Source organism: Vibrio sp. TRT 21S02 (assembly GCF_050113675.1).
Taxonomy (GTDB): domain Bacteria; phylum Pseudomonadota; class Gammaproteobacteria; order Enterobacterales; family Vibrionaceae; genus Vibrio.
Map to the genome: position 1 here is coordinate 102,528 of NZ_JBNJOI010000009.1, position 26,367 is coordinate 128,894.

Here is a 26,367-nt window from a genome sequence, read left to right on the forward strand (position 1 = left end):
TTTTTTACAACGTTATGTTACTTAGCTGCTTGTTTAATTACGCAATTATTTAGTTGAAACCAACACATCTAATTCCGCTTTCTTAGGTAAATAAATACTAAAGCGACTGCCTTTTCCGAGCTCAGACTCAGCGACCAACTCGCCGCCAGTTTGGCTAAGTAAACTTTGAGAAACAGAAAGCCCTAAACCAGTTCCTTCACGCTTTGTGGTATAAAATGGAGAGAAGATACGGCTTAGGTTCTCTGGTTTGATGCCGCAACCCTCGTCTTCTACGTGGATTACCGTGCCTTTTTCTAGGCCATCTTCTACCCAGTCTTCACTGTGAATTGTTAGTCTGCCAGCCCCTTGCATTGCATGGATTCCATTCATTTGTAGGTTAACCAAAATTTGCAGAAGATGGTGGCGATTAAATTCAACGGGCGTATGGGCATTGAGCTCAGAAACAAACTCGATGTTGCGTCTCTTCGCTCCAGTTTTGACCAAGGTAATACTTTCTTCGATGATTGGGTTAACGTGTTGCCAGGTGACTTCATCTTGCACGCCACCTTGGCGGCTATATTGTAAAAGGCTTCGGGTAATATTCCGGATACGGTCAATCTGGGCCAAAATTGCGTGGATTTCATCTTTCACTCGGGAAGAGTCGTCCCCTAATTCGAATTCCATTAACTCCACGTTACCTAGGATCACCGCAGTTGGGTTATTGATTTCATGAGCGATACCTGCTGTTAACTCACCTAGCGCCGCGAGTTTTTCGTTCACAACCAACTTATCTCGAGTTTGGTTGAGTAGCTGAATATGCAGCTCCAGTTCTGCAGTTTTTTCTTCTAAACTCGCAGTACGCTGCTTCACTTTTTGTTCTAACTCTTCAGCCGCATACTTCAGCTCGTTTTTTCGCTGCCGCAATAAATCCAACATGTTATCGAACTGTTTTGCTAGTTGGGCCAACTCGTGTTTTTCGTCTAGGCCAAGTGGACCAATGCGTGTTTCTTTACCTAACTGGATCATTTTGACGACGCGGTAGATATGCTCAATTGGATTAAACAAGTCACGTGAGCCACGATAAACCATCACACCTGAAACCAATAAGAGAACCAAGGTGGTGATGCTGATCTCAACGATGTTTGTCAAATACGCTTTAAGGAATGGCCACATTAAATAACCGGTATACAACATACCAATGACATTATCGTATTGATCACGAATTGGTTGATATGCCGTGATATACCAAGCGTCATAAACATAGGCTCGGTTGACCCATTCTTTGCCCTCACCTAGAACCGCACGATTGACTTCGCTCGACACACGGGTACCGATCGCTCGGCCAAGTCGCCCTTCACTGTCTAGCGGTACGTTCGTACTGACGCGAAGATCATCAAGAAAAAGTGTCAACGTACCGATTGGACGCAAGCTATCTTGCGTTGATGGATAAATGAGGTCTCGGATCTGATCTACAAGCACAGTGCTGTTATTTAGCAATAATCCGCCATCGAGAAAGCCGATGAGCTCATGTTCATCATTTCGAACCGGAATGACAGTGCGGCTAATCAATCCACGACCTTCCACACGATTACTATTCAAAATTGGAATTTGGGCCTTTTTTGCCAGTTCAGCATCCAACCTATTGAGGTCATTTGGATCAAGTACATCAAAAAATGATTCTTTATGGGTGAGATCCATAAACCTGAATTTTTCTTCAATGGTATCGACGCGATGAAACTTAAGAAAATCAAGTTTGTAATGGTGCTTTTGCTCAGAAACCCAAGCGATAAATTCTGGATCGATCTTATCCGACTTCACTCTTACCCGAAAATCATAAGACTGAGAGAATGCCTGCACATGATTAGCTTGTTTTTGCTGTAAAAGTTCAATGCTGTTATTTGCTACGCCAAGGCGTTCAGACACATCGATCAATGCACTTTGCCAAGTGTAATGAACAGACCAATATATCGTGATACCGATTAGCGCAAGTAAAGTCAGAAAGATGGGAGCGGATGTCAAAAACAACAACCGATAACGCACCATGGTTTTAAATCGGTAACGCCATTTACGTATCAATCCCTTTTCAGTCGGCATGATCCGACTCCTCTGAATCCCACTCTTTGTATTTACGTTCTAACGTTTTTCGTGCGACACCAAGATCACGAGCTGCCGCTGACTTATTACCATCATGGTGTTCGACAAGTTGTTGAATGTGCGATTTTTCAACTTCTTTTAACGTCCAGCTGTTTGGATAACCATCACCAAAGTCTTTTCTATTTCCTTCCGGTAAATCCGGCAGTTGGGCTCCGCTTGAAACCGTCATTGAAATGTGTGCTGGTGGAATATCGCCTTGTAGTTCACGCCAATAATGAGCAGGCGGTTTGCCCAATAAAATACAGCGCTCAATTAAGTTCTTTAACTCTCGAATATTGCCCGGCCAATCGTAATCATTCATTGCCACAATATCTTCGTGTGCCCATTTTAAATCGGGCATTCCCAACTCTTTGGTGAGCATTCGGGTGAAAAATGGCACCAGTTCAATTAGGTCATTTTTTCGCTCTCGAAGTGGTGAAACATCTATCTTCAATACGTTGAGACGATAGAACAGATCCTCACGGAAGTTTCCTTTTTCCACCTCTTCTTTCAAGTTACGGTTGGTCGCTGCTACTACACGTACATCAATGCTGATCTCTTTTTCACTCCCCACAGGTCGGATCGTGCGTTGCTCAAGTACTCTTAGCAATGATGATTGCATTGCCAGAGGCATCTCGCCGATTTCATCTAAAAATAAGGTGCCACCATTTGCGACTCGAAAAAGGCCTTCGCGATTTTTCTTGGCGCCGGTAAACGCCCCTGAGGTATGACCAAATAATTCACTTTCCAATAGTTCTGGAGCAATAGCGCCACAGTTAAGCGGTACGAATGGCCCACTTCTCTGACTCGCTTCATGCACACCACGAGCCACCAGTTCCTTACCTGTTCCAGATTCACCTTCAATAAGAACAGACGCTCTTGAAGGCGCAAATTGGTTGATCATTAATTTGAGCTGTTTTGTTTTCTCTGAGCCACCGACAATTTCGGTGGTGATATGGCGCTCGAAGTCATGTTTTAATGCATATTGATGGCGCTCATTCAAACGTTTATCCATGCATCGTTGAACGGCTTGCAACATCTGCTCGAGATTGAAAGGCTTTAAGATGAAGTCTGTAGCGCCTAGCTTCAATGCTGAGATCGCGGTTTCTAAGTCTGCGTATCCGGTCATAAAAATAACGTCAGCACGCTTGTCTTCGTCATTAAACGCTTCTTCCCACTCGATACCTGAACGTCCTGGCAAATTGATATCGAGAATAATTAAATCATAGTGATTTTTGATGCGTAGGATTTCAGCGTCTTCGATACTTCCAGCGCTATCGACTTTCGAGAACCATTTGCTGAGCGCTTTTCTTAAAATAGCTTGCATGCCAGCTTCATCGTCAACAATTAGGACAGAAAAAGCCTGAAATTGATTTTGTTTCGCGGAGTCAAAGGTTGGAGACATACTGTTCAATCATTATTTGTTATATATGGGACAGAGTGTACCAAGAATCTAGGGATTACTCTGGATTAAGTTGAGACATTTTGTCCCTTGTCAAATGTTGAGTTCGTAACTTATTGATTTAACAGTTTAAAGATAACTGAAAAACTTGGCACTTTGCTTGCTATATATTCATCCGGATTTATAAAGCTCGGATTATTACGAGCTAACATGATAAAAATGGAACCATCGCATTATGAAATCAATGACTTTAACGTTGGCCACTGCGTCACTGGCTTTAATCAGTTACTCCGCAAGTTCTGCAGAAGGTAATGAACACATTCGTTTAGCCACCACAACCAGCACTTATCATTCCGGATTACTTGACTACCTACTGCCTAAGTTTGAGCAAGACACGGGATATAAAGTGGATGTCATTGCAGCTGGTACCGGTAAGTCATTAAAAATGGGTGAAAACGGTGACGTTGATCTTGTGATGACACACGCCCCTAAAGCTGAAGCAACCTTTGTTCATAATGGCTACGGCGTATTGCCTCGTAAACTGATGTACAATGACTTTGTTATTGTAGGCCCTGATTCTGATCCGGCTAAAATTGCGAACCAAAAAGATGTTGCGACAGTATTCAAGAATATCGCGAACAGTAACGTGACGTTTGTGTCGCGTGGGGATGATTCTGGAACGCACAAGAAAGAAAAAGGCATTTGGGAACAAAGCAAAATTGAACCGAATTTCGGTGGCTACCGTAGTGTCGGTCAAGGCATGGGCCCAACATTGAATATGGCGTCAGAAATGCAAGGCTACACCATGACGGACCGAGGCACTTGGTTAGCGTACAATAATAAATTAGATTTAAAGATCCTATTCCAAGGCGACAAACAGCTATTCAACCCTTATCAAGTAATTCTTGTTAACCCCGAACGCTACCCAACAATTAATTATCAAGGCGCTAAAGTCTTTAGCGACTGGCTAGTTAATCCGAAGGGGCAAAAATTGATCAATGAGTTCAAGTTGAATGGCAAACAATTGTTTGTTGCCAATGCAAATGAGAAATAACACTCTATGAGCCTTTGGCAAACAACACTTGAAGCACTCACGCTATTGGTGAGTTTTGATAATGAGCTATGGGAGATCGTTGCGGTCTCCTTTAGCGTCTCTTTGTCTGCCATTTCAGTAGTGCTGCTTCCGGCTGTTTTATTTTCCTTCACCCTTGCCTACACCGAATTTAAAGGGAAATGGTTATTGCTGTCACTGGTAAATACCCTTCAAGCAATTCCCACGGTAGTGATTGGCCTGTTGCTCTACATGTTATTGTCTCGTTCTGGCCCATTAGGTGATTGGCAAATGCTGTTTACCCAAAAAGCGATGATCTTAGGCCAAATGCTTGTTGCTTTTCCGGTTTTGGTGTCGATGATGCACGGCGCACTACAATCAAGCGATCGCCGTGCGGTGGAAACCGCAATCACATTAGGCGTTTCAATGCCACGCGTTGCGTTAACCATGATTTGGGAAACCCGGTTCCCCTTACTAGCCGCAACGATCGCAGCTTTTTCGCGCATAGTGACCGAAGTGGGTTGTTCAATGATGGTTGGCGGCAACATTATGGGAGTCACCCGAAACATTCCGACCGCAATCGCAATGGAGAGCCACAAAGGCGCTTTCGCCCAAGGTGTTGCTCTTGGCATTGTGTTGCTCACGTTGGCACTTCTATTGAATTTTTTCCTTACCAGCATGCGTGGTAAAGGGTACTTGAGAGCGTAAGGCGTGTTTTATGACAATTAAAATTTCAGCACAACAACTGTCGATGCGTTTTAAAGAACGAGTATTGTTCCATATTCCGGAGCTTTCTATTGGCCCAAATGACGCTATCTATCTAAAAGGTGACAATGGCGTTGGCAAAACTACGTTGCTCAAGATTCTTTCTGGCTTACTAAAGCCATCAACAGGCAAAGTTGTTGCACCTTCAGACACTCTGATCCAGCGCCTTTTTTCCAAAGGTGGACGTAAAGATGTCGTGTATCTACACCAGTCCCCTTACCTCTTTGATGGTAGCGTTTATCAAAATGTGGTTTACGGCATTCGTTATCAAACTGATTCTGCAAAAGACAAGCGAGCTCAAGTTATTACCGCGTTGCGAATGGTAGGGTTAGAAACATTGGCAGATGAACATATCTCAGTGCTTTCTGGTGGTGAGAAACAACGTGTAGCGATGGCTCGAGCTTGGATACTTAAACCTTCTATCTTATTGATGGATGAACCAAGCGCTTCATTGGATCAAGAATCGATTCAACGACTGGTTATCATGGCTAAAGATTTACTCGCTAGAGGCTCAAGTATCGTAATCACGAGTCATCAGAAAAATGCGCTCACCGATTTATGCCACAAACAATGGTGGATAAAAGATATGACTTTGGTAGAGTCTCCGCTGTTACAAATCATAAGCGATAAAAAAGAGAACACGTATGCTACTTCCAACGCAAACTAGTTGGGTTATTTTGGCTGGCGGGCAAGCCAGCAGAATGGGCGGTAAAGATAAAGGTTTGATTGAACTAAACAACACCCCGCTTATTGAACATGTCTTAGCAAAACTGTCTCCTCAAACAGAGAACATTCTGATTAATGCCAATCGAAATCAGGAATTGTACCAACAATATGCTCCGGTCTTTTCTGACGAATTTCGAGACTACCCGGGGCCATTAGGTGGCATCCATGCCGGATTGGTCAACGCTCCGACCGATTGGGTTGGCTTTGTTCCTTGCGATAGCCCGCAGATAAGTAACAACCTAGTCTCTCGATTTTGTGAACAGGTCAAGCCAAATAGCGATATCTTGGTTGCTCATGATGGTGAGTATCAACAGCCTGTCTTCACCTTATATCACAAACGTGTGCTCCCAAAACTCGAAGCATTTCTTAAACGTGGTGATAGAAAGATCATTTTGCTCTATAAAGAATGTGTAACGAGTTACGTTGACTTCAGTGACACCCCAGAGTGTTTTGTTAATTTAAACACGCCAGAAGAACTCGCCCAATTTGGAACATTAGAAGTATGAAACACATCATCAACCTCCCAATTCTCGGCTTCGCCGCTTATTCTGGTACCGGAAAAACCACCCTGTTGGAAGCCTTGTTACCGAAGTTAACAGCTGCTGGCCTACGCATTGGTATGTTAAAGCATGCTCACCATAATTTTGATGTTGATAAACCGGGTAAAGACAGTCACCGTCTTAGAAAAGCTGGCGCATCTCAAATGTTGATTTCTTCGCGAAATCGCTATGCTTTAATGACTGAAACACCTGAATCAGAATCTGAGTTCGAATATTTGTTGAGCCGATTTGATGCTTCTAAGCTGGACGTTATCCTTGTCGAAGGCTGTAAAAACATCGCCTTCCCTAAAATTGAATTACACCGTGATGCTGTTGGGAAACCATGGCTTTACCCGAATGATGAGAATATCATCGCGATCGCAGCCGATTCACATGTCGCGGATTCTTCATTGCCTCAACTACACATTAACGATCTGGATGAAATCTCAACTTTCGTTCAGCAATACGTGAAGAACTTTGCTCAACCAGAAGCCAGTGTTAAGTCTGAAAGCGCTTGTTGCGATACCTTGTCTCCTGCATTTTTATCTGTATCTCAAGGCCAACAGAAAATCCTTTCTCTCGTGGATTCAGTGGTTGAACTTGAATCGGTGAGCACAGAGTGCCTGTACAATCGTGTGTTGGCAACGGATATTCACTCCCCTGTTAATGTGCCTCAATATACCAATTCAGCGATGGATGGGTATGCAATACGAGGTGATGACCTAGAACGAAATGAATATCAGGTAGTTGCTGAAGTGCTCGCCGGACATGCATACGATCAACCTTTACAGAAAGGCCAAGCCGTTAAAATTATGACGGGCGCGCCAACGCCTGAATTTGCAGATACGGTGGTTATGAGAGAGCAATCCTCGCAAGATGGTGACATTGTCACCTTTGGCGAGGCATCGATTAAAGTAGGTCAAAACGTTCGCCAAGCTGGCGAAGATCTCGCTTTGGGCCAATCGGTCTTTGCTTCTGGGTGCCGCCTTTCTTCACCAGAGATGGGGATGCTGGCTTCTCTTGGTTTTGGTGACGTTGAAGTTTATCGTCAATTGAAAGTAGCGGTATTCTCGACGGGAGATGAAGTTCAAGCACCAGGTTGTGAACAAAAGCCGAATTCGATTTATGACTCCAACCGATTCACCATTATTGGATTACTTGAAAAGCTAGGATGCGAGATCCTCGATTTTGGTATCTTAGAAGATAATGAAGAATTGATGGTGAAAGCACTTGAGGATGCGTCTACTCAAGCTGATGTCGTGATCACTTCCGGTGGCGTTTCTGTGGGTGACGCTGACTACATTAAGCTTGCGTTGGATCGCTTAGGACAAATTGATTTCTGGCGTATCAATATGCGCCCAGGAAGACCCCTAGCCTTTGGTCAGCTCAATGGTAAACCTTTCTTTGGGCTACCGGGCAATCCGGTTGCAGTTATGGTTTCCTTTATTAACTTTGTCGAACCAGCACTTCGAAAAATGCAAGGTGAAACAAACTGGAAACCGTTAAAGGTCAATGCCGTTGCTGAAGAAAATCTACGCTCAAGACAGGGGCGTACCGAATTTAGCCGGGGTATCTATCAGCTCGATAATATGGGGCGATTAACAGTAAAAACGACGGGTAAACAAGGTTCAGGCATCTTGCGTTCGATGAGTGAAGCGAACTGCTTGATTGAAATATCTCCTGAAGTTGACACAGTAAAAGTGGGCGAAAGCGTGACAATTATCCCACTTCAAGGCAGAATCTAACACGATTGAGGATTACCATGGCCAGCACCTCAATGTTGGCCTTTTTTATTACAGTGAGAATTATGGCTCGTACGATTATTTATACCTACAAAGGTGTTGAGAAGACCCTAACTTTTTCTTACCAACAGTTTCGTAATATCCACGAAGCCGTTGCGGATGCAGAAGGCATCGATATTAGTGATTTTCTAAAGATGGAACAGCAGATCGAAGCCATTTCGGATACAAAAGCGGTTCGAAATTATCGTGACAACCATTTCAACAAACTGGGTTTCGGTAAGATTACGCTACAGCAAAAAGAAAACCGTGGCGTTGGCAAAAAATAGATGCTAAGAAACGCAAAAAGGGCTTGCTGAATGCAAGCCCTTTTTATTGTCGGTACGATGCAATCTTAGTCTTTAATATTTAAGAATGCAGCGCCACGAACACCACCGGAGTCACCGTGTTTTGCTTTAACGATCTTCGGTGCTTTCGCGACAGAAAGTAGATGTTTTGGAATGCGTTTTGGCATTTCTTCGTAGATAAGTTCGAAGTTAGATAAACCACCACCAAGCACAACAACGTGTGGATCATTCGCAGTGAAGATGTTCGCAAAGCAAATGGCTAACAACTCCATGAAGCGTTCGACATGCTCAACCGCTTTAGCTTCCCCTTCTGCATTAGCTTTGATGATATCAATCGCTTTCTTCTTTTCGCCGTAGTAATGCTCGTACAGCAACTCAAAACCACGACCTGAGAGGTAATTATCAATACAGCCTTTGTTGCTACAACCACAATCCAGTAATGGCGCGTTTTCGCCCAAATGGAACCACGCATCGATAGGTAGGCGCATGTGACCAAGCTCACCAGCAACGTTGTTACGACCTGAGAAAACTTTACCTTCATAAACCAAGCCGCCACCAAAGCCAGTACCCAAAATCAGGCCCATGACAGATTGTTCGTCTTTTAGCTCATCATCCCACGCTTCAGAAAGTGCAAAGCAGTTGGCGTCATTTTCAATTTTAACGCGACGGCCAATTTTTGCTTCTAGGTCTGCACGTAGTGGCTTTCCTTTTGCTGCAGGTACGTTTACGGTCAGTACTGTCGCATCATCCGCATCTTCCATACCTGGTAGACCAAGGCCAATTGTGCCTTCACACCCAAACTCTTGATCGTACTTAGCAACCAGTCCTGCGATTGTTTCTAACAGCTGTGGATAGTCTTCTGTTGGTGTTGGTACACGTTCTGTCGCTACACGCTCCAGTTTTTCGTTAAACGCACCAAATTCAATTTTGGTACCACCAACATCAAAGCCGTAATACATGCCTACTCTCCCGGAAAATTATTCAATAAATTTCAAATCCTAATCTAGTAGGCATTATCCATATTGAACTGTCTACAATCCGTGACATAACACAGATTTATCTCGTATTTAGTGCTAAGTGGTTAAGTCGCCAGCAATCTTTGCTTGATTGTTAGAAGGAGTTCGCGTTTTCTCTTGCTGCGAGATAGCGATTTAGGGCTGGTTTGGTCAAGTCAGGTTTTATGCGAGTTTTACTCAGTAAGTAGCTTTCCCGAAAAGTTTCAAACCACAGTTCTAATGTTGAAGCTGCATGAGCCTCTCCTACTTGTTTAAGTACCAAAGAAGCCACTTCTGCGGTAGATAAGTGATTTTCGTTTTCTGACTTACGCATCATGTATTGTGATATTGATTGTGGCGTGATCGAAATCACCGGTAGAGATGCCAAATAGGCTGACTTTCTGTAAATACGTCTTGCTTCTCGCCAACTGCCATCCAATAAAATCAATAGAGGTTTTCGCCCTTGCTCAACCGTGATGGGGTTGTGAGTCAGCAATCTTTGCTTGTCATCTATGTAGTCTTCAGGAAAAACCAGCATCGGTGCGTAATTCTCATTCGTCAATAAGCTCAGCATATCCGCATTTGGTTCAGTACGGCTCCACTGATAAACGTAACTCTCTTTCACCACATCGGCAATTAGTCTACCGGTATTACTCGGTTTGAAGACCTCGTTCTCGGAAACAATCAACATAACAGCCACACTGGTTTCAATATCTGGCTGGATGGAGCATAAACAGTGTTCTAATGAAACCTGACAGTAACCACACCTTTCCACTTTGCAGCCTCGTGCATTAAATGGTTTGGTTGAAAGTGATAAACGGTGTTGGTAAAGATGATGGAAAGCGTGGATTCTCATAACATTACTTAATGGCTGGAAAACGAACGCGATTGTACTTACAGTGGCTAGAGTTGCAACACCGAACGGTATTAAACGATGCAAAACCCTGAACTCATAAGGTTAAGCTTTTTTCTCGCGCTATTTTTTCTTTGTGCTATTTGGGAATGGTGCTGCCCAAGAAAGCAACTTACACAAAGTAAGATAAATCGCTGGCTAAACAACATGGGGCTTGTCGGCTTAAATTCTCTATGTTTAGCGTTGTTGATGCCACTGTTAGCGTTTGAGGCGGCAAGTAATGCCAGCCAAAATCAACTCGGGTTGTTTAACTATGTGGCACTTCCACTGTGGGTTGAAGTTGCGTTGGCGGTTGTCTTACTGGACTTTGCTATTTATCTACAACACCTTGTTTTTCATCGGGTTCCAATATTATGGCGTCTCCACCGCATGCACCATGCAGACCAAGACATCGATGTGACAACGGGAACTCGTTTTCATCCGATAGAAATCCTTATCTCGATGTGGATCAAAATTGGTTTGGTAGTTGCGCTGGGGATTTCCCCTCTTGCTGTGGTGATATTTGAAATTGTGCTTAACGGTAGTGCGATGTTTAATCACAGTAATGCGAAGCTTTCAGTTAAAGTAGATAGAGTATTGAGAACGGTAGTCGTAACACCTGATATGCATCGAGTCCACCACTCTATCATTACACGTGAGACACATTCGAACTTTGGCTTCTTCTTATCAGTTTGGGATCGATGGCTTGGTACTTATATTGCTCAACCAAAAGAAGGCCATGAGAAAGTGAAAATCGGCATTCCTCTTTTTCAAACGGCACGCGAGCAATGGCTTGATAAAATGCTGACTCAACCGTTTCGCAATCAATAATCATGAAGATCATTAATAGATTTAAAATTTTATGTATTTGATCTTTATGGTCTTTGTCGCATCTATCAGAAACTATGTATCAAAACGGAAACGAAGTTAAAAGCGTGAGCTCGGCACATGACACTATACGAATATCACATTATGGTTAACGACTACTTGAGTAATTATTATTTGTCATAAAAGCTTGGGTTCGAAAATAAAAATTAAATAGCTTGATAAGCACAGACTGCCAGTTAGATGAAGAAAAATAGATTGAGAATTACCTGCCTTTTTTTATTAGGCACGCTTGCCGGTTGTAGCAGTATTAGCTCAGATGAGCAGGCAAATACGAAAAGTCCTGAGGAAATGCTCGCTCATTTCCAGCAGGCAAGATCGCCTTTACCCCAAGATCAAAGCATAACCAGTAGCTTTCTTCACTTTTTTAAAGGTTGGGAAGGTGTTCCTTACCGCTTCGGGGGAGAAAACAAACGCGGCATTGACTGCTCTGCGTTCGTTCAGCAAGCCTATCGTGAAACGATGAACATGTCTTTACCAAGGACGACCTACTCTCAAGTGAAAGTCGGTAAACAACTAAATTACGATAATGTGAGAAGTGGCGATTTGGTTTTTTTCAGAACATCACGCACAGATCGCCATGTCGGAGTTTATCTCGGCGATAAGCAGTTTATGCACGTGTCTACATCGAAAGGAGTGATAATTTCTAGGTTGGACAACCCATACTGGGCTTCAAAATTCTGGCAGTTTAGGCGGGTAATGATGCACCCGCCTCTCGCTGATTAATCGTATTTCGCGACTGCAGTATCAAATAGATTTTTAACTAAAGCGATATATTCATCTAAGAAAACGATTTGTTCATTCGTAGCGGGCTTACCCCATACGCCCGCTAGCACTTCCCCCAAATCCTCAACAACAGAATCCGCTTCTTTCAATAATTGAAAACGCACGCTGGAGTGCAGTTCCGGATTTTGTTCAAAAATTGCCATGATGTTACTGGCTACCATATCCGTAACTACGTCTTCGACACTTTCTTTACCTGTGTCGCTATCGTCCGCTGCAAACACATCAAGATTGAAAGCTAAATGCTCAATAAGTGCAAGATAGCCATCTGTTTCTACAACCACAGTACCTCTCCATCGAAATTCTGGTTCTTTATTATTACGTCTTCATTAATACTAAGACATATAAAGAAGTTTTCACAAGCAAAGCGAAACGAGTTGTTGTGAATTTCGCCTGTTCGCCACAAATTTGAGTATTTAATGTCCAATATATCAGTTAAACAAATCGTTTGAGGTAAGAAAGATCAACCTTCATGCTTTTTTCTTAGAAAATTGGCGCCGGACCTATTCAATCACGAGCAACTTTTCGTCAATTACTTGAAATCTTTGCACTATACTCCAGAAATCTCTAAATACTTGTCCTACACTAAACACTGTGTCGATTACGGTGACAGGGTGAACTATGTGGCAAGCTATCTCTAAGCAGCTTTCAGAAACACTAATGTTTTCATTCGATATTACTGAGAAGGTCAAGGTACATGGCGGTGATATAAGCAACTGCTATATGATCAGTGATGGCGAGCAACGTTATTTTATCAAGATTAATGAGCGCGACTTTATTTCACGATTTGAAGCTGAAGCCGAGTGCATTAAAGCGTTAAGAAAAAGCTCAACCGTATCCCTTCCCGAACTTGTTCATGTGGGCAAGTCTAAAGAACATTCATTTCTTATTCTCAATTACCTTCCAACAAAGCCAATGGATGATCCAAAACAAAGCTATTTATTTGGTCAACAGTTGGCAAACCTGCATGCTTGGGGTGAGCAGAAAGAGTATGGTTTTGACTTTGATAACTATCTCGGTTCCACACTTCAACCTAATAAGTGGGACAAGAAATGGTCACGCTTTTTTGCAGAGCAGCGTATTGGTTGGCAACTGCAACTGATGCGAGAGAAAGGTATTGAGCTGGTTGATATCAGCGACTTCACGCGCTTAGTTCAAGATCGCTTACAATCGCACACTCCCCGCCCTTCACTGCTTCATGGCGATCTATGGAATGGCAATGTTGCTTGTTCTGCTTTTGGCCCCATTTGTTATGATCCAGCCAGTTATTGGGGAGATAGAGAGTGTGATATTGCGATGACTGAGCTATTTCAAGGTTTTCTTCCTGAATTCTACCAAGGCTACCAAAGTATCTTGCCACTAGATTCGAGCTATGAAGAAAGAAAGGACATTTATAATCTTTACCATGTCTTAAATCACTACAATTTGTTTGGTGGGCATTATCTTGATATGGCAGAACGTGCAGTGAATAAGATTTTGACGATTTGAAACGTCTTAAAAGTTAGAGTGTGTTTGTTTTTTATTCATCTTGTTTATACTTTGTTTCATATTAAAAACGGGCTTAATAAGAAGCCCGTTTTTTTATGTTTACAGTCAAACTTTATACTTAATTCACAACCATTAGTAACTTCGCAATTTATGATTGAAGTATCTCATCAAGGACGTAAGGAGAGAGATATGCGAAATTACACAGAGAAAATGGTGACTTGCCCACATTGTGGACATTCTATTGGGATCACTCTCGACGCCTCAAACGGTAGCCAAGAGTTTTATGATGATTGCCCTGCTTGCTGTAACGCTATTCATCTTAATATGACGGTCAATGAGCAGATGGATTCCATTGAACTTTATATCGATGCAGATGATGAACAAATCTTCTAACGTCCATGTTTGCAGTTATTAAAGCGCGTCCTAGTGACGCGCTTTTTTCATTCTGGTTGCCTTGCGGCCAATACACGCTCAACTGTATCTACAATCGCTTGAGTTTGCGGATCAAATTCAACGTTAATCAAATCACCAACCGCACGTTTACCAAATAAGGTTCGTTGCAATGTTTCTGGAATCAAGTGAACGTTGAAGCGGTTACCTTTTACTTCTCCGATGGTTAGTGAGCAACCATCTAAGCCGATATACCCTTTGGCAAGCACGTACTTGATGGCTTCCTGAGGAACTTCAAACCAAATCGTACGGTTATTCGGAGAATCAATCACATCGACAATAGTCGAGACTAAACTAATATGGCCAGACATGCTGTGCCCGCCAATTTCGTCACCAAACTTAGCCGCACGTTCGATGTTAATATGCTCTCCAACCTGTAAAGCACCAAGGTTAGTCAGCTTGAGCGTTTCTTGCATTAAGTCAAAATCTACCAAGTCTCCGTCAATGTGCGTTACGGTTAAACAGCAACCATTGTGAGCGACTGAAGCCCCAATTTCTAATCCACTTCGCATGGTGTTGTTGAGCCTGATAGTATGCGTTTGAAAGCGCTCTTTCTTATTGATTGCGACCAATTCTGCTGTGCCTTGTACTATTCCCGTAAACATTCTGTTTTTTCCATCATTAAGTCATGGCACTTAGTGTGACATTTCTTTATCATGCGCGACAACATCAGTTAGTTAAAACTTCGTTTTCACCCTGTGTTTTCTATCCTTTTACGCTTCACTTTCTGGAGTACAACGTGCATCGTTATAAAAAAGAAGCTTCTCAGCTGATAAAACTCGCCACCCCGGTACTTATCGCATCGGTGGCGCAAACTGGTATGGGGTTTGTAGATACTGTCATGGCCGGTGGTGTTAGTGCGACTGACATGGCTGCGGTTTCTATTGCCGCGAGCATTTGGCTACCTTCCATCTTATTTGGTGTTGGACTATTAATGGCATTAGTTCCTGTTGTTGCGCAGCTGAATGGCGCTGGTCGAAAACATAAAATTCCATTTCAAATTCAACAAGGTGCCGCACTAGCATTGGTGATTTCTTTACCAACCATTGCCGTATTATTCCAAACGAAAACAATCCTTGGCTTAATGGATGTAGAAGTTCTGATGGCCGAAAAAACCATTGGTTATATGCACGCAGTGATGTTTGCGGTACCTGCATTTTTGTTGTTTCAAACCTTACGTAGTTTCACCGACGGTATGTCACTAACCCAACCAGCAATGGTGATTGGGTTCATCGGTTTAATGATCAATATTCCACTTAACTGGATCTTTGTTTACGGCAAGTTTGGAGCACCTGCTTTGGGTGGTGTGGGTTGTGGCGTTGCTACGGCAATTGTTTACTGGCTAATGTTTTTTATGCTGCTCTTTTATGTGCTCACCTCAAAGCGCTTGGCACATATCAAAGTCTTTGGACAATTCCATCGCCCCGAATTAAAAGCACAAATCAAACTGTTTAAGCTTGGCTTCCCAGTAGCTGCTGCTCTGTTTTTCGAAGTCACCTTATTTGCAGTCGTCGCTCTTCTCGTTGCACCACTTGGTTCATTGGTCGTTGCAGCACACCAAGTTGCTATCAATTTCTCATCTTTGGTGTTTATGTTACCGATGAGTGTGGGTGCGGCTGCAAGTATTCGCGTTGGCCATCGTCTTGGAGAAAACAATGTTGATGGTGCAAGAGTGGCTTCTCGCGTTGCTCTTATGGTCGCATTAGCAATGTCACTATGTACCGCCCTGCTTACTGTTCTCTTCCGTGAACAAGTTTCTTATTTGTATACAGACAACCGAGCCGTGATTGAATTAGCGATGCAATTATTATTGCTAGCGGCAGTCTATCAATGTACAGATGCAATTCAGGTGGTTGCCGCTGGTGCGCTTCGTGGCTACAAGGATATGTCCGCGATTTTTAATCGTACTTTCATTGCGTATTGGATTTTAGGTTTACCTTGCGGCTACATTCTCGGTATGACGGATTGGATTGTAGAACCGATGGGTGCTCATGGTTTCTGGTATGGCTTTATCATTGGTTTATCATCTGCCGCGATCATGCTTGGCTTACGTTTAAGATGGATGCATCGTCAACCCGATGAAGCTCAACTTGCTCTAGCGAGTTTAAAGTAACCAAGATGAAAGGCCAGCAAACTGCTGGCCTTTCATCTTCTTTCATTATGTAAGATAAATTTTTCACTTCAGTTAGAAATATCTCTTCGTTGGTGTTATTCCGGCCGTTCTCGTAGATAACGAGCAAATTTTGGTATGCCATTTTGAGTGTATCCATTGTATCGAAAGGTGATGGTACTACCCAATGGTGGTGGGTTTTGCCGTTGGATGTCAGTAAAACCACTGCCAATGTAAAACTCAAGGCCTGAGTCCAACCTTACTAACAATGCTCCCATCATTCCTTTGTATTTACCCATACCGACTTTATGCCCAATCACCGTCGCTTCCGCATCCTGATGTTTCTTTAGTTTTAATAGATCACTACTTCTCCCCGCTTGATATCGGCTCGTGATCTTTCTTAACATCAACCCTTCTCCTTTTGCACCATCAACACTATCTAAATGGGAAAAGAGTTCTTTTTCTGAAACGATCGGCGTGTGTTCAATGTACTTGATATGATCAGAAGCCGCTTTACTCACAAAGTGGATCAAGTTGTAGTAGCGTTTTTGATAGTCTCCCGCAGCGCCGGGCATATCAAACAGCATGAAATCAATTTTCTTCCAAGAAGCATCCACCGGTTTTTGATCTAGCACGGTTTGTTGCACTAAGTGAAAGTTACCGCGACCAGCCCATAGCTCCCCTTCTAGCGGATGCTGTGGTAATGGTTCGACAAACCATTTTGGTGCCATGATGGGTTTACCGCCGCGCGTGACGAGTTGAGAACCCGTCCATATTGCACGAATACCGTCTAGTTTTTCACTTTTCCAATATTCGGTGACGGCCACTCCCTCTTGATACGTTTTTGCTTTAGCAATAAACGGAGGGAGTAAATCATCGTGAGGTGAATGTGCTTGAGTAACACTTGCAGCCATCATACTGGCTGCGATAAGAGAAAGACGTAACTGCATATAAAATCCATTTCATAGGCTTGCAATTACATTACGTTCACAAATAAGACAGATTCAATAGTTAGACATAACCAATTCGACCTAAATCTTAAAGTACACAGATTTCTTTAACATGGTATTAGTGCTGAAATATCACGCTGTCATTAGCAACTCGATGACGCTCACTGTAAATACCGTCTTGAGCGCGAACACCGCAGCTAATGATCATGCAAATCTGATCACTGCGCTTTAACCCGAGTAACTTCTTAGCTCGTTTCGAATCAAACCCTTCCATCGGGCATGTGTCGTAGCCTTTTTCGCGCATTGCGTACATAAATGTCATCGCTGCTAGGGAGACACTCTTGTGCAAGCATACACGTAGATCTTGTTTACGCACTTCACGAAACATGGGTTTCTTGCGCCCAGCCCATGCGGAAAACAGCTGTCGCATACGACCAAATATGCCCAATGCATCATTTCTATATACGAAAGGAATTAACTTTTCGTAGTATTTCAGCGCACGTTTCGCAGTTGCATCCTCTCGTCCCGTAAAAGCATTACGGATAATAGATGCATTGTAGTTTGCGCGCTGCTTCCAGTTATGTGGTGTCGCGACAAATACAACGAGCTCATTTGCCGTTTTCGCTGCATTTTGTCCCATGCATATGTCGGCCAACGCTGTTCTTTTCTCTTCACTGATCACTCGATGGAACTCCCACATCTGCATATTGCTGCTATTCGGGCTCAGCGTTGCTAGCTCAAGTGCTTGTGCGACGTGCTCATGGTTAAACTCTGCATTGGAATCGTATTTACGTACAGAACGTCTTTCGTGAACCAGCTGTTCAAAAGAAAAAAATGATGTCATTGAGTTTCCGTTATTTGACTAACTTAAGTGGATTGTTATCGGGGAAATACCGAAGGGAGAACAGTATACTACTGTGACAGCTTTGCTGGGTAACAAGTTTCAGAAACGCCTGCTTATTCATCTTCTTGGCTACAAACTGACTTGATTGCTGCTCTTGCACAAAAACTTCCCTAACTAACCCAGTTTCGCATGACAGTGAATTTAAGTAATCGCGTCGCTGCTCATCACTCAAGCTTTGTGTACCGGCACCATCTTGAATGTATAGAGTAATTCCTGCTTGCCTTATTTCTTTAGTCCACTTGCTAATGACATCAGAGTCGTTATTGGCGGCAAGATAAAGCGTGACCATCAAAGGCATCGGGTATTTTTTTACCTGCTGCGCTAATACATTGGTAATTAAGTCACGTTGCTGCTGCGTGACAAAGTCATAGTCGCTCAGTTCAAGTGGTAGGTATAAGCCGTTAATTTTTGGCTGATGTTGATCTATCCACGGCTTCCAACGTTGGTAACTCTTTTCTAACTCTTCAAAATAACGTGTTAAGTATTGCTGTTGCTGCTCAACACTAGCGTGGATCCGCTTAAAATAATTTGGGTCGGAATATAGTCCAAGCCATAACTGGATATCATTGTCGATCAATGTTTCTAGATTTTGAGCTAACCAACCGGATGGACCACCGAAAGTTTCATCACCATATTGAGTCCATTGGACCACAACCTGATTCAGCTCATAGCGCTCCATTGTTTTTGCAATAGAGAGCCAGTCTTGTTGTTTCAGTGTTTTATCTTGATTTAAAGGCTGGTAGAAAGCCCCTGAAGGGCTTTCTGAGTGCTGATTACATCCGCTTAAAATGAAGATGAGAAACGAAGAAGATAGGAGTCGCCATGCCCTTCTAGCGTATTGCTTTCGTTGATATGTTGCCACTCTAACCCCACTTCCGATACGACTGAGTACCCATCGTACGCACTATTAAACCATTCCCAAGTCCAAGAGACCCCTAATCCCAACCGTTTGTCTTTATCCGGTGAGTCGGAATTCTTAATCGAGCTCCATTGACCAAAGCCATATGGGGTGACACGTTGGCGGTGATTGTCAGATATTTTAAAAGTCTCACCGATATTGTAACGGGCAAAGAGAAAGTAGTCTTTCTCTTCATCGATATATTGGGTCGCATCAACATATAAAGAATTGTACAGCCACATGTCTCGATCTGGTTGCCATGCTTTGCTCCAGTCATCTTTAGAAAAAACGTCGGCGCTAAAGCGAACATAACCGCTTGTATCGAAATCACCGTCGTCATTCCATACGTCTTGAACAACACCTGCTTTAAGATAGTAACTCCAATTCTTGAGTGGTTGAAGCTGCATACCAATATCCACTTGGCTGTTAAACCATGACTGGTCTTGCTCCAACAAACCACTATGCAGCGCCGTCGCGGAAAAAGCTAATCCTGGAACCCATGGCTGATCGAAATAATATTTTGCTTCTTCCATGACAAAGTAGTTACCTGTTTGACCAGTGTAGCCAGGAGCGATTCTGCCTGAGCTGTCACCAGCCCAACCTGAAATAGCAAACCGCCATCCCTGCTCAACATCTCGATGAGCACGTTGTAGGTAGTCTTTTTGCGCGATTTCTTTTTCGGTTTCAGGTCTTACGTTAAGTTCATCAATGCCAGCTTCATATAATGTTAACGCTTTAACTCGCTGACCATTATCTGCTGATAAACGCGCGTATTCACTCATAAGATTCACGTCATCACGATAAGCTGGAAACTCATGGGCTTTTTCTAAAAGTTGTACCGCCAGCGTTGGATGAGAATGTGATAATAGATAACCCAACTGAGCACTGATATGGCCGCTGTTATCACTCTTAATAACATCATTGACGTAAGTTGGCAGCTGAGTTGGTTCAGTTTCTAGGTAATAGTTTGCAACTTCTGCCGCGATCTCACCGGATTGTGATTGCGCCAAAGCACGTTGATACCGGTGACTTAGAAGTTCCGAATTATCTAACTGTTCAGCAATTTTAACGCCCAACAACCACCATTGTGCGTTATCAGAATTAATTGCTGCGTCTTGCCATACTTGATTGGCTTCTTGATACTGACCCGATTGATAAAGAGAATCAGCATATAAGTAGTAATCGTAACTGCTTAAATTATCAGCCATTTGCCAATGAGATTGTGCTTTAGTGTGTTGCTGTCCTTGCGCATACCATGTTGCCAGTTGCAAGTGCTCAGCATTTGATATGGTTTCCTGAGCTGCTACAGCCTGTTCGTACATTGACGCCGCAACTAATGGACTACTCTCTCCATAGCAATGTGCTTCAGCTTTTCGGCTGAATGCGTCAGTCGCAAAGTGTGGTTCCAGTACGTTACATGCATCCGCTTGTTGCCAAATGGCAGCGTTGATTTGTGCTTTCTTAGCCAAATGCATATTGAGTCGAGCAATGTCGTTCGGTTGAAATAGCTCTGGCTTTTGCAACACAGCCTCTGCTACGCGGTTGAGTAACTGTTTATTTGCAAAAAAACGTTGTGGCGTCTTGTGCATACCGACATTCGATTGCTCTGCCAATTCTGATGCTTGCTTCTCTTCATCAACTACTGCTTGTTGCAGCAGATACGTAGAACGATCTAAGTATTTGATTTTCTTTGTATGACGATAAACATCAAAATAAGCCTTAGATGCATTAAAATCATCCCCTAGATGACGATAAGCATTCGCAAGCTCAAGCCTTTGAGCAGTATTGGTAGGCTCGGCGAACAGTTCACTCACACCTTGCCAATTACCCTTTGCTTTATAGTGATTGGCTAGAATTTGTTTACGCTGACTCTCAAGGCGCGGTGTTTTAAATCGAGCCGCCTGCAAATTTCGATATGCGCCTAACGATTCAGCCATGATTAACCATGACGATGAGTTTAAATTAGGATTGCATGAGGAAAATTGTTTGAGTGCCAGCGTGCGCTTACCTGAATCAGCCAACGTGATGACCTCTTTCAAGCAGTCGTTCATGACCACTCGCTCTTTTTCTAATCTGCTTAACTGAAGCTCATTAAAACTATTGAGGTAATCGAATGTATGTTGTTGCTCTGAATTAAGTTCTGAACGCTTGGCCAGTTCTTCAAGGGCTGACTTCGCAGCAACTAACTTATTTTCATAGATTAAGTGACTAATGTAAGCCGTTTGAACGTCTTCATAGAGTGCTTCACCTTGCTTGTCTTTAGTTAGAGCAAGTGCCTTGCCGTATTGGCCAAGGTCCAAGTACATATAAGATAAGAAGCGCAAATCTTGCTTTGTCTCTAACTGCTTCGCTCTAAAACCTTCCAGTATGGAAATCGCTTGTGGGAGCTGCTTACTCTCGTATGACGCGTAAGCTTCGAAGCGTAAAGCGTCGATTGATTTATAACGTATCGGCTGAGAGATACTCCATTGCAATGCAGCCCCTTTCCCTTTGACACGTTCAATCATATAAACGTGATTCATAAACCAACGTTTAATTTGTTTTTCAGTCATTCCTTTGGTCAGGATGCTCACTTCATGAGGAGTATACAGTTCCCCAGCTTGAGATTCTTTTTGACGAAGTTCGAGTAAAAGATCACCACGTTCAGACGCGGGGATCTGTTTTAACAGTGCTTCAAGTTCACTATTGGGCTTGTTCGCAAGCAAACTCAGCGTGTAAGCGTATTTAATGAAAGGAACATGATCAGGCACAATGGCCATCGCCTGCTCAATTTCATCTAATGCTTGGAGATATTGTTTATTTTGCTCACGCTCAAACGCTTTATCGACATAGGGGTAGACACGAAAGTGTTGGAAGTCGGATAAATCAGCATAAATATCATTCGGTGTCGCTGCATGAACGTCCATCACCGGATGGATCATAAGCAGAGCAAGCAAATATTTGGCTCGTGTGTTCATGTTAATTCAATTCCGGTTGTTTGATGCATGTTTCTACAAGTTGTTCCAATGGCATTTGTTGCTGTTTTTGTAACATCAATGCTTGTTCTAAGGCGTCACTAGTTACATACCCTCTTTCAACAAGAAATTGCCCTAAACTTACGTCATCCTCTGTTTCAAATGCCAAAATAGCCTGATTCAACACAGCGGGTTCAATTAAGCGTGCTGACAATAAACAAGAACCAAGTTGTGATTGGCTAGCAAAATAGTGGTCGTATAATCTGGCCCATTGCTCAGGAGAAAAAACATTACGCTCAAACTCCGCTTTCAATGCTATTTTGGGATTGAGCAGCTTTCTATCCAAATACCAATAGCGTAGACCTAATGTCACCGAACCGTTGGTTGTGATCACCCACTTTACAGGGCATTTGATGCGTCTTTTGATTGCTGCATGAGCCACCGGGCTAAGGGCGGATTCTTTGCCTAACACAAGTGTTTCACTTTCCATTGCAATAGGAAGCACTGAATATTTCAAAGCCAGTTTCTTTGGCAAAAGACTAACGGTATGACCATCCAATGAAAACGGATCACTTGCTAAAAATTCCGCATCACATTGGTTGGCTATCGCACGGCTTAATTGCTCGTTAGTAATAAGTCCAGATGTGACTAAATGCATGCCAAGGAGCCGATATTTAGGACAGTTAATCACAGCATCATTCAATGTTTTTTCATCTATCCATCCCTTCTCCACTAAAATTTGCCCTAATGGTTTCTTTCGTACCTCTGTGGATACTGAAGGAAAGTCGTGAGTAGTTTTATCCCATGCAACACGACGAGGATCGCCTTGTTGAATGACTTGACGAAGAGCACGCAGGTTAGCGGAAAAGTTAATAATGTTGCCCCAGAAGAGACGAAGAATCGATAACGCTCCTTCTAAGTAACCATAATATTGGCTGACAAAATAAAACCGTTGCGTCAGTCGATTCATTAGCAAGAAAAAATTAAGCGTTAACAGAGCCTTTGTGGTTGGGTCTTCTGAGATTATTGACATAAAACGATAGCTGTCTTCCACAAACAAGCTATATAAAGACAATGCAACCAGTTGGATCAGCAACAGCATTGCAATAAAACCAACCGTGTTATTAATAAGTCCACGACGGTCTCGCCACAAGAAATAGTTCACTTTCCAGTCTTTGGTCCACTTGTGGTTCTTCATTCCCTGAAACACAATACCAATGATCCAGCGGCTTTTCTGTCTTACTGCTGTTGAGTATGTTGTAGGGAAATATTCTCTTACACAAACCACGCTACCTTCACGCAAAGAGACACCTAGCGCTTCCTCTTTCAGCGTTATTTGTTCTTTATCGATAACAGGAAAACGAACGAAAATTTCGTTCATTCCCCATTGTTTCAAGCGAAAACCAATATCGTAATCTTCTGTCAAGGATTGCACATCAAATGGAAGGCCATCACCTTCAACCAGAAGGCGCAAAACGGCACGGCGGCTGAAACAGGTACCCACGCCGGCGCTGGGAACTTGACCTGCTATCGCTTCACGTACAACAACATCTTTACCATGCAACTCGGCAAACTCGTCAGCATAGTGTGCTGGCGTCATTTGATACCATTTTCGGGTATATGGATAAACTGGAAGTTGGATCAGATCTTTGGCAGGAAGTAAGTAGTTGAATAAACGTAGCTCCATTGACGAAAGAACATCTTCGGAGTCATGGAGAATAAAGCCGGAAAATTCGACCTTCGCTTTTTTTTCAAACTCGATAATAGAAGCAATGATGTTATTTAAACAATCTGCTTTGCTCGTTGGCCCTGGACGTGCGCAAACCACTTTATGGACGTTGGGATACCTTGCACAAACTTTTTCTACATCGGCTTGGGTTTCAGGATCATTTGGATAGGTACCGACGAAGACTTGATAGTTTTCGTAATCAAGACGAGAAGCAGCCAGCTCAGCCATTTTGCCGATAACACCATGCTCTTGCCAAGCAGGAACCATGATCGCTAACGGTTGCTCTGTTTTACCATATAGGTCTGCCGCTTGTTTACGGTCGTATTTTTTATAAACCGTATTTCTTCGCCAAAACCGTCTACACCAATAGTAAATATCGATAATGAGGTCATCAAGGCCGCAAATAGCTAATGCAACCATGATGACAAACAGCACATACTTTAAGCCAAATAAGTAAACAACAAATATATCGAAAACGCTCATTGATTGCCCGCTAGTCTAGTTTAATCACCCAACAACAGCACTAAAACCAAGCATCCATTGCTTATAAGCATGAGTGATTACACATTGACAACGCTTTCAACACATCTTGTTGAATCTTTTTGACCCAACGGTATGTCAACTTACTTCACTCAATCATATTTCCATGTAAACTTAGGTTGAATCACCTTATCGTTGATCTAATTACATGAAACGTAAGTTTAGCCACTTCTAAAGAAGCGTCACATTCTGTGATATACACCCAAAGATTACAAGTAATTTTGTGTTTATGTCACAAATTAGAATTAAATTATAATTTAAACCCATATATCAGCATTATTCATAACCACCAACACTGCATCATCAAGCATGATAAAAACCAATTTCATTAGAACATTAGTTTAGCAGTAGCTTTATTTGCTCTACGATTCTGCTTGAAGATTGACCATCGCCATATGGGTTTATGGCTTGAGGATCATTCCCTTCATCCATGAGCGCTAATGCTGAATTTAAAATTCGATTTACATCCGTCGCACCCGCAAGTTGAGATAGCCCCATATTCACAGCTTCTGGCCGTTCAGTCGTTTCACGTAAAACAACCACTTTAGTTCCAAAGGTTGGAGCTTCCTCCTGAATACCGCCAGAGTCGGTCAATACTAACCTTGCTTGAGCCAGTGTTTGTTGAAGCTCCATATAATCCAATGGCTCTACTACTTTGATCGCTTGGCAATCTTTTGCATTTGATAGTACGGCCTCTTTAACCACTGGATTCGGGTGTGTGGCTAGTACAAATTCCAATTCCGGTTTCTGTGCACTTAACGCTTTAATTGCTGAGCAAATCGTAGGGATCGACGCCCAGTTCTCGCGACGATGAGCGGTCACAAGTACTGTGTTAGTCTCTTGTTTGATGATCTTTCCGCTATCAAGTAAATACTGCTGCGCATCAACCGCGGTATTTCCAGTAACCAAAATATGTTCGTGTGGTATCCCTTCACGCAACAGTGCATCTCGTGCCGCTTTTGTAGGCGCGAAGTGCAAGTTCGCTATTTGAGCGACCAAGGTACGATTAGATTCTTCAGGGAAAGGATGTTGCATATTGCCCGAACGCAGTCCTGCTTCTACATGCCCAATAAAAGGCACTTGATTGTAAAAAGCGGTCAGCGCACCTGCTAATGTAGAACTTGTATCTCCATGGACCAACACACAATCAAACTTCTTGGCTTGTATGACAGATTCAATATTTTTCATCAAACCAGCCAGCAAATTCGTTAAACCATTCCCTTCAGGTCGAGAAAAAACGTAGTCAGGAGCGATTCCAAATACATCAAATGTTTGTTCTGCCAACGTGTCATGTTGACCTGTGTGACACCATTCAATGGAATACCCTTGAGCTTTGAACTCTTTATAAACTGGCGCCATCTTAATAATTTCTGGACGAGTGCCAGTAACAATCAGTACATCTTTAGCCATTAGCTTTCCTTTTAAAGAATATTATTCTATAAAGACAATTCTTGTGTGCGGGTCTAGGACATAAATACTGTGACAGTGAAAGTTATAATACAAGACCCTGTTTATAAGTTTATTGATTAAACACTCACCATCTCATTAACAATAGCAATAAAATTCAATCAATTAAGATTAAGACTCGCCTTCATTTTTGCGTCTAATTTATGAGTCAATCTTATTAACGTTCACAGATTCATTCTCAATTTGAGAATAACCATCTTTCAAATTGAGAAATCTGCCAACTGAGCATATAAGCACCTGTTATTTGTTCACTTTTCATTTGGCATAGCTCCTGCACTACTTGAGAAAACAAAAAGGAGAAGCGCTATGGAACTTAAACAGATCGAAGCAAGCACCACCATCCTGACTTTAATGATTAATGGAAATTTGGATGCTGATGGTAGCCGTGATGCCCAACCTCATATCGACGATGTCATTGCCAATGATTGCCATCAAGAAATTGAAATCGACTTTAGTAACGTTGAGTTTTTAGATTCTTCAGGTGTGGGCGCACTTGTTTATCTCTACAAGCGCTTGATCGAACGCGAAAGAAATATGCGACTAGAAAATGTGACTGGTCAGCCTTTAGAAATCATCAACTTATTGCGGATCGGACAAGCGATTCCAGTGAACTCCAGAACACACTAATAATAACGATCACT

At 42.7% G+C, this 26,367-nt stretch carries 24 protein-coding genes; 12 read left to right on the forward strand and 12 right to left on the reverse strand.

Features of this window, described 5'->3' with window-relative positions:
- Positions 1 to 45: 45 nt before the first annotated feature.
- Both ACQEXU_RS13465 and ACQEXU_RS13470 read right to left on the reverse strand, forming a co-directional pair.
- On the reverse strand, positions 46 to 2,073 hold the full coding sequence (locus tag ACQEXU_RS13465) for a sensor histidine kinase (protein ID WP_427011204.1): 2,028 nt from the start codon (positions 2,071 to 2,073) through the stop codon (positions 46 to 48).
- Complete coding sequence (locus ACQEXU_RS13470; RefSeq protein WP_427011205.1) at positions 2,063 to 3,517, reverse strand: sigma-54-dependent transcriptional regulator; 1,455 nt, start codon at positions 3,515 to 3,517, stop codon at positions 2,063 to 2,065. The genes ACQEXU_RS13465 and ACQEXU_RS13470 overlap by 11 nt, the downstream gene beginning before the upstream one ends.
- Positions 3,518 to 3,749: 232 nt before the next feature.
- Between ACQEXU_RS13470 and ACQEXU_RS13475 the strand changes: the two genes are divergently transcribed.
- From ACQEXU_RS13475 to ACQEXU_RS13500, 6 genes are all read left to right on the forward strand, one after another.
- Positions 3,750 to 4,568, forward strand: a complete 819-nt coding sequence (locus ACQEXU_RS13475) for a substrate-binding domain-containing protein (RefSeq protein WP_367989109.1) — start codon at positions 3,750 to 3,752, stop codon at positions 4,566 to 4,568.
- 6 nt (positions 4,569 to 4,574) lie between these two features.
- Positions 4,575 to 5,273: an ABC transporter permease gene (locus tag ACQEXU_RS13480; protein ID WP_367989108.1), complete on the forward strand. Its 699-nt coding sequence runs from the start codon at positions 4,575 to 4,577 to the stop codon at positions 5,271 to 5,273.
- Between the two features lie 10 nt (positions 5,274 to 5,283).
- Positions 5,284 to 5,997 carry an energy-coupling factor ABC transporter ATP-binding protein gene (locus ACQEXU_RS13485; protein WP_427011206.1) on the forward strand — a complete coding sequence of 238 codons (714 nt, stop codon included), beginning with the start codon at positions 5,284 to 5,286 and terminating at the stop codon, positions 5,995 to 5,997.
- Complete coding sequence (gene mobA, locus ACQEXU_RS13490; protein ID WP_427011207.1) at positions 5,975 to 6,562, forward strand: molybdenum cofactor guanylyltransferase MobA; 588 nt, start codon at positions 5,975 to 5,977, stop codon at positions 6,560 to 6,562. Before ACQEXU_RS13485 ends, mobA begins: the two co-directional genes overlap by 23 nt.
- Positions 6,559 to 8,340 (forward strand): bifunctional molybdopterin-guanine dinucleotide biosynthesis adaptor protein MobB/molybdopterin molybdotransferase MoeA, encoded by a 1,782-nt coding sequence (locus tag ACQEXU_RS13495; protein WP_427011208.1) that lies wholly within the window; start codon positions 6,559 to 6,561, stop codon positions 8,338 to 8,340. Before mobA ends, ACQEXU_RS13495 begins: the two co-directional genes overlap by 4 nt.
- Before the next feature lie 62 nt (positions 8,341 to 8,402).
- On the forward strand, positions 8,403 to 8,663 hold the full coding sequence (locus tag ACQEXU_RS13500) for a DUF2960 family protein (protein WP_367989104.1): 261 nt from the start codon (positions 8,403 to 8,405) through the stop codon (positions 8,661 to 8,663).
- A 65-nt stretch (positions 8,664 to 8,728) separates the two neighbouring features.
- Here ACQEXU_RS13500 and nagK read toward each other — a convergent pair whose 3' ends face one another.
- Both nagK and ACQEXU_RS13510 read right to left on the reverse strand, forming a co-directional pair.
- The gene (gene nagK, locus ACQEXU_RS13505) at positions 8,729 to 9,640 is read right to left on the reverse strand and encodes an N-acetylglucosamine kinase (protein WP_367989103.1); all 912 of its coding nucleotides are present in this window, start codon (positions 9,638 to 9,640) and stop codon (positions 8,729 to 8,731) included.
- A 151-nt stretch (positions 9,641 to 9,791) separates the two neighbouring features.
- The gene (locus ACQEXU_RS13510) at positions 9,792 to 10,532 is read right to left on the reverse strand and encodes a tRNA-uridine aminocarboxypropyltransferase (protein WP_427011209.1); all 741 of its coding nucleotides are present in this window, start codon (positions 10,530 to 10,532) and stop codon (positions 9,792 to 9,794) included.
- Positions 10,533 to 10,610: 78 nt separating this feature from the next.
- Between ACQEXU_RS13510 and ACQEXU_RS13515 the strand changes: the two genes are divergently transcribed.
- Positions 10,611 to 11,399, forward strand: a complete 789-nt coding sequence (locus ACQEXU_RS13515) for a sterol desaturase family protein (RefSeq protein ID WP_427011210.1) — start codon at positions 10,611 to 10,613, stop codon at positions 11,397 to 11,399.
- 237 nt (positions 11,400 to 11,636) lie between these two features.
- Entirely contained in the window at positions 11,637 to 12,179 is a 543-nt protein-coding gene (locus ACQEXU_RS13520) for an NlpC/P60 family protein (RefSeq protein ID WP_367989100.1), read from the forward strand.
- Here ACQEXU_RS13520 and ACQEXU_RS13525 read toward each other — a convergent pair.
- Positions 12,176 to 12,520 (reverse strand): DUF3802 family protein, encoded by a 345-nt coding sequence (locus ACQEXU_RS13525; protein WP_367989099.1) that lies wholly within the window; start codon positions 12,518 to 12,520, stop codon positions 12,176 to 12,178. The genes ACQEXU_RS13520 and ACQEXU_RS13525 overlap by 4 nt on opposite strands.
- A gap of 337 nt (positions 12,521 to 12,857) precedes the next feature.
- On the opposite strand from ACQEXU_RS13525, the gene ACQEXU_RS13530 reads away from it, so the two are divergent.
- Positions 12,858 to 13,724, forward strand: coding sequence for a fructosamine kinase family protein (locus ACQEXU_RS13530; RefSeq protein WP_367989098.1), 867 nt, complete (start codon positions 12,858 to 12,860; stop codon positions 13,722 to 13,724).
- A gap of 189 nt (positions 13,725 to 13,913) precedes the next feature.
- Positions 13,914 to 14,117, forward strand: coding sequence for a CPXCG motif-containing cysteine-rich protein (locus ACQEXU_RS13535; RefSeq protein WP_367989097.1), 204 nt, complete (start codon positions 13,914 to 13,916; stop codon positions 14,115 to 14,117).
- A 47-nt stretch (positions 14,118 to 14,164) separates the two neighbouring features.
- Here ACQEXU_RS13535 and ACQEXU_RS13540 read toward each other — a convergent pair whose 3' ends face one another.
- A complete protein-coding gene (locus ACQEXU_RS13540) occupies positions 14,165 to 14,779 on the reverse strand; it encodes a riboflavin synthase subunit alpha (RefSeq protein WP_427011211.1) in 615 nt (204 codons plus the stop codon).
- A 134-nt stretch (positions 14,780 to 14,913) separates the two neighbouring features.
- Between ACQEXU_RS13540 and ACQEXU_RS13545 the strand changes: the two genes are divergently transcribed.
- Positions 14,914 to 16,287: an MATE family efflux transporter gene (locus ACQEXU_RS13545; RefSeq protein ID WP_427011212.1), complete on the forward strand. Its 1,374-nt coding sequence runs from the start codon at positions 14,914 to 14,916 to the stop codon at positions 16,285 to 16,287.
- A gap of 95 nt (positions 16,288 to 16,382) precedes the next feature.
- Here ACQEXU_RS13545 and ACQEXU_RS13550 read toward each other — a convergent pair whose 3' ends face one another.
- From ACQEXU_RS13550 to wecB, 6 genes are all read right to left on the reverse strand, one after another.
- Positions 16,383 to 17,234 (reverse strand): DNA ligase, encoded by an 852-nt coding sequence (locus ACQEXU_RS13550; protein WP_427011213.1) that lies wholly within the window; start codon positions 17,232 to 17,234, stop codon positions 16,383 to 16,385.
- A 118-nt stretch (positions 17,235 to 17,352) separates the two neighbouring features.
- Positions 17,353 to 18,078, reverse strand: a complete 726-nt coding sequence (locus ACQEXU_RS13555; protein ID WP_427011214.1) for a nitroreductase family protein — start codon at positions 18,076 to 18,078, stop codon at positions 17,353 to 17,355.
- A gap of 10 nt (positions 18,079 to 18,088) precedes the next feature.
- The gene (locus ACQEXU_RS13560; protein WP_427011215.1) at positions 18,089 to 19,000 is read right to left on the reverse strand and encodes a DUF4434 domain-containing protein; all 912 of its coding nucleotides are present in this window, start codon (positions 18,998 to 19,000) and stop codon (positions 18,089 to 18,091) included.
- Entirely contained in the window at positions 18,922 to 21,993 is a 3,072-nt protein-coding gene (locus ACQEXU_RS13565) for an NfrA family protein (protein WP_427011216.1), read from the reverse strand. Before ACQEXU_RS13565 ends, ACQEXU_RS13560 begins: the two co-directional genes overlap by 79 nt.
- 1 nt (position 21,994) lies before the next feature.
- Entirely contained in the window at positions 21,995 to 24,202 is a 2,208-nt protein-coding gene (locus tag ACQEXU_RS13570) for a glycosyl transferase family protein (protein ID WP_427011217.1), read from the reverse strand.
- A 393-nt stretch (positions 24,203 to 24,595) separates the two neighbouring features.
- Positions 24,596 to 25,669: a non-hydrolyzing UDP-N-acetylglucosamine 2-epimerase gene (wecB, locus tag ACQEXU_RS13575; RefSeq protein WP_427011218.1), complete on the reverse strand. Its 1,074-nt coding sequence runs from the start codon at positions 25,667 to 25,669 to the stop codon at positions 24,596 to 24,598.
- A gap of 363 nt (positions 25,670 to 26,032) precedes the next feature.
- Here wecB and ACQEXU_RS13580 point away from each other — a divergent pair, with 363 nt between their 5' ends.
- Positions 26,033 to 26,353, forward strand: a complete 321-nt coding sequence (locus tag ACQEXU_RS13580; RefSeq protein ID WP_367989087.1) for an STAS domain-containing protein — start codon at positions 26,033 to 26,035, stop codon at positions 26,351 to 26,353.
- Positions 26,354 to 26,367 lie beyond the last annotated feature (14 nt).